The following is a 3,544-nucleotide window of genomic DNA, read 5'->3' on the forward strand; positions in this document are numbered from 1 at the left end:
GATCGGCCCGAACGGCCGCAAGGCCACCTACGGCTCGCTGGTCGCGGCCGCGGCGACGCAGCCGGTGCCGGAGAAGCCCGCGCTGAAGGACCGCAAGGACTTCCGCATCATGGGCAAGCCGACGCGCCGGCTGGACAGCGCGGCCAAGATCAACGGCACCGCCAAGTTCGGCATCGACGCGCATGTGGACGGCCTGCTGGTCGCGGTGATGGCGCGCGCGCCGATCGCCGGCGCCAAGCCCAAGGCCTTCGACGAAGGCAAGGCCAAGGCCGTGAAGGGCGTGCGCAAGGTCATCGCGATCCCGTCGGGCGTGGCCGTGCTGGCCGACGGCTACTGGGCGGCCAAGCAGGGCCGCGACGCGCTGGGCATCGAGTGGGACCTGGGCGCCCATGCGGACCTGTCGTCGGAGAAGGTCTCGGCTTCGCTCGACGACGGCCTGCAGAACGCCACCGCGATCGCGCGCGAGGAAGGCAACGTCAAGGACGGCAGCGCCAACGCGGCGCGCAACCTGTCGGCGCAGTACGACGTGCCCTACCTCGCCCACGCCGCGATGGAGCCGCTGAACTGCCTGGCCTGGGTCAAGGGCGACGAGGTCACCATCTGGGCCGGCACGCAGAGCCAAGGCCCGGCGCAGGGCATCCTGTCTCAGGTCGCGCAGGTCACGCCGGCCAAGGTGAAGGTCAACACCATGCTGCTGGGCGGCGGTTTCGGCCGCCGTTTCGCGCCGGACTTCACCATCGACGCGACGCTGCTGTCCAAGCTCAGCGGCAGCCCGGTCAAGCTGGTCTACGCTCGCGAGGACGACATGGCCGCCGGCTACTACCGGCCGACCTCGCGCGTGCGTTTCGAGGCGGGTCTCGACGACAAGGGCCGGCCGCTGATGCTGCGCGCCGATGTCGCCAGCCCGTCGATCATGGCCGCGTCGGGCTTCATGAAGATTCCCGAGAACGGCGTCGATTCGATGGCCGTCGAAGGGCTCGCGGACCATCCCTACGAGATCCCGAACCAGCGCATCGCCTACGGCCGCGCGGAACCGGGACCGCAGGTCTGGTTCTGGCGCTCGGTGGGGCATTCGCAGAACGCGTTCTTCATCGAGAGCTTCATCGATGAACTGGCGCACGCCGCCAAGACCGATCCGCTGAAGTACCGGCTGGCGCTGCTCGAGAAACATCCGCGCGCCCGCGGCGTGCTGCTGCTGGCGGCCGAGAAGGCCGGCTGGAACCGGGCGCCGGCCAAGGGGCGGTATCGCGGCGTCGCGGTGGCGGAAAGCTTCGGCACCTGGGTCGCCGAGGTGGCGGAAGTCTCCGTGGCCAAGGACGGCGGCATCACCGTCCACCGCGTGACCGCGGCGGTCGACTGCGGCCAGACCGTCAACCCGCAGACCATCGCCCGCCAGATCGAAGGCGCGGTGGTCTACGGGCTGTCGGCGGCGCTGTACGGACGCATCACCTTCAAGGACGGGAAGGTCGAGCAGAGCAACTTCCACGACTACCCGGTGCTGCGCCTGAACGAGATGCCCAAGGTGGACGTGCACATCGTGCAGAGCAACGAAGCCCCCGGCGGCATCGGCGAACCCGGCACCCCGCCGATCGCACCGGCCGTGGCCAACGCGATCTTCGCGGCCACCGGGAAACGGCTGCGCCAGCTGCCTTTCGACAGCGAAGCGCTCAAGCAGGCCTGAGCGCCCGCTCTCTGCTCACGAGGCCGGCGGGTAGCCGGCCTCGCTGAGCACGCCCGCCAGCCGCTCGCGACTCAGACCGCTCTCCACCGTCACGGTCTTCTGAGCCAGGTCGACGTTCACCGCAGCGTGCTCGTCAACCTCCTTGACAGCCTCGGTCACCGCCGCGCGGCAGTGGCCGCAACTCATGTCGGGAAGCTTGAATTCATGCATGTCAGACTCCTTCGGGTCAATCAACAGGCCGAAGCGTAAACCTTGCCATCGTGGCAAGGTCAAGCGGTCGGCGGTCGAGCAGGTCTGCGGGATCCGGTGCCGGCCGCCCTCATACGCTGCACATGTTCCGCAAATCGGTCGGCCGGCACCGGATCCCTCCGACCGAACCACCGAGATATTCGGGCCTCGGCCTTTGTGAAATCTCCCGTTCGGGGCATGGCCTTGACCTTCCCATCATGGCAAGCTTGAGACTGACGCCATGAATACCACCACCGCACCCTCCTCCGCCGCCGGCGAGCGCCAGCTCGCCGTGTCCGGCATGACCTGCGCGAGCTGCGTCAATCGCGTCGAACGCGCCCTGCGCAAGGTGCCCGGCGTCGAATCGGCCGAAGTCAATCTCGCCACGGAAAGCGCCACCGTGCGCGCACCGGCCGGCATCGCCGTCGACACGCTCGTCGCCGCCATCACCAAGGCCGGCTACGAGGCCCACGAGATCGTCGCCGACGACGACTCGACACCCCCGCCGCCGCCCTGGGCCGCCACCGGCTGGCCCGTACTCACCGCCGCGCTGCTGACCCTGCCGCTGATCGCGCCCATGATCGCCATGGCCTGGGGCGCGCACTGGATGCTGTCCGGATGGTGGCAGCTCGCGCTGGCGACGCCCGTGCAGTTCTGGCTCGGCGCACGCTTCTACCGCGCCGGCTGGGCCGCGCTGAAGGACCGCAGCGGCAACATGGACCTGCTCGTCGCGCTGGGCACCAGCGCAGCCTACGGCCTCAGCGTCTACGAGCTGCTGCGCCAAGGTCCGATGAGCACGGCGCTCTACTTCGAATCAGCCGCCGCCGTCATCACCCTGGTGCTGCTGGGCAAGTGGCTGGAAGGCCGCGCGAAGCGTCAGACGCTCAGCGCGATCGCCGCGCTGAAGCAGCTTCGCCCCGAGCACGCCCGCGTGCGCCGCGGTCCCGCCGGCGCCGAGGTGGAGGTCGACGTCCCGCTCGCGCTGCTGCGGCTGAAGGACCTGACAGTCGTGCGTCCGGGCGAGCGCATCCCCGCCGACGGCCGCATCCGCGAAGGCCGCAGCGCCGTCGACGAGTCGTTGATCAGCGGCGAGAGCCTGCCGGTGGACAAGGCCGAAGGCGATCACGTCGTCGGCGGCGCGGTCAACGGCGACGGCCTGCTGCTGGTCGAAGTCACGGCGCTGGGCGCGGAGTCGACGCTGTCGCGCATCGTCCGCCTGGTCGAGTCCGCGCAGGCGCACAAGGCGCCGATCCAGCGGCTGGTGGACCAGGTGAGCGCGGTGTTCGTGCCGGCGGTGCTGGTCATCGCGGCGGTGACGTTGCTGGCCTGGGGACTGTCCACCGGCGATTGGGAACGCGCGCTGATCCACGCCGTCGCCGTGCTGGTGATCGCCTGCCCTTGCGCGCTCGGGCTGGCCACGCCGGCGGCGATCATGGTGGGCACCGGCGTCGCCGCGCGGCGCGGTCTGCTGATCAAGGACGCGGAGGCGCTCGAGCAGGCGCGGCGCGTCGAGCTGGTGGTGTTCGACAAGACCGGCACGCTGACGGAAGGCAAGCCGCGGCTGACGGATTTCGTCGCGACGCCCGGCGTGGGCGAGGCCGACGCGCTCGGCCTCGCGGCGGCGCTGCAGATGGG

The 3,544-nt window shown here is 70.2% G+C and carries 3 protein-coding genes; 2 read left to right on the forward strand and 1 reads right to left on the reverse strand.

Features of this window, described 5'->3' with window-relative positions; all coding sequences use genetic code 11:
- The coding region (locus VF536_RS18620; protein ID WP_331616353.1) for a xanthine dehydrogenase family protein molybdopterin-binding subunit at positions 1–1,681 on the forward strand (1,681 nt) is incomplete at its 5' end.
- Positions 1,682–1,696: 15 nt separating this feature from the next.
- On the opposite strand, the gene VF536_RS18625 is transcribed toward VF536_RS18620, so the two are convergent.
- Complete coding sequence (locus VF536_RS18625; protein WP_331616354.1) at positions 1,697–1,891, reverse strand: heavy-metal-associated domain-containing protein; 195 nt, start codon at positions 1,889–1,891, stop codon at positions 1,697–1,699.
- 259 nt (positions 1,892–2,150) lie between these two features.
- Here VF536_RS18625 and VF536_RS18630 point away from each other — a divergent pair.
- The coding region (locus VF536_RS18630; RefSeq protein ID WP_331616355.1) for a heavy metal translocating P-type ATPase at positions 2,151–3,544 on the forward strand (1,394 nt) is incomplete at its 3' end.

Origin of the sequence: Roseateles sp. (assembly GCF_036486225.1) — a bacterium.
In the GTDB taxonomy this organism is placed as follows: Bacteria; Pseudomonadota; Gammaproteobacteria; order Burkholderiales; family Burkholderiaceae_C; genus Roseateles.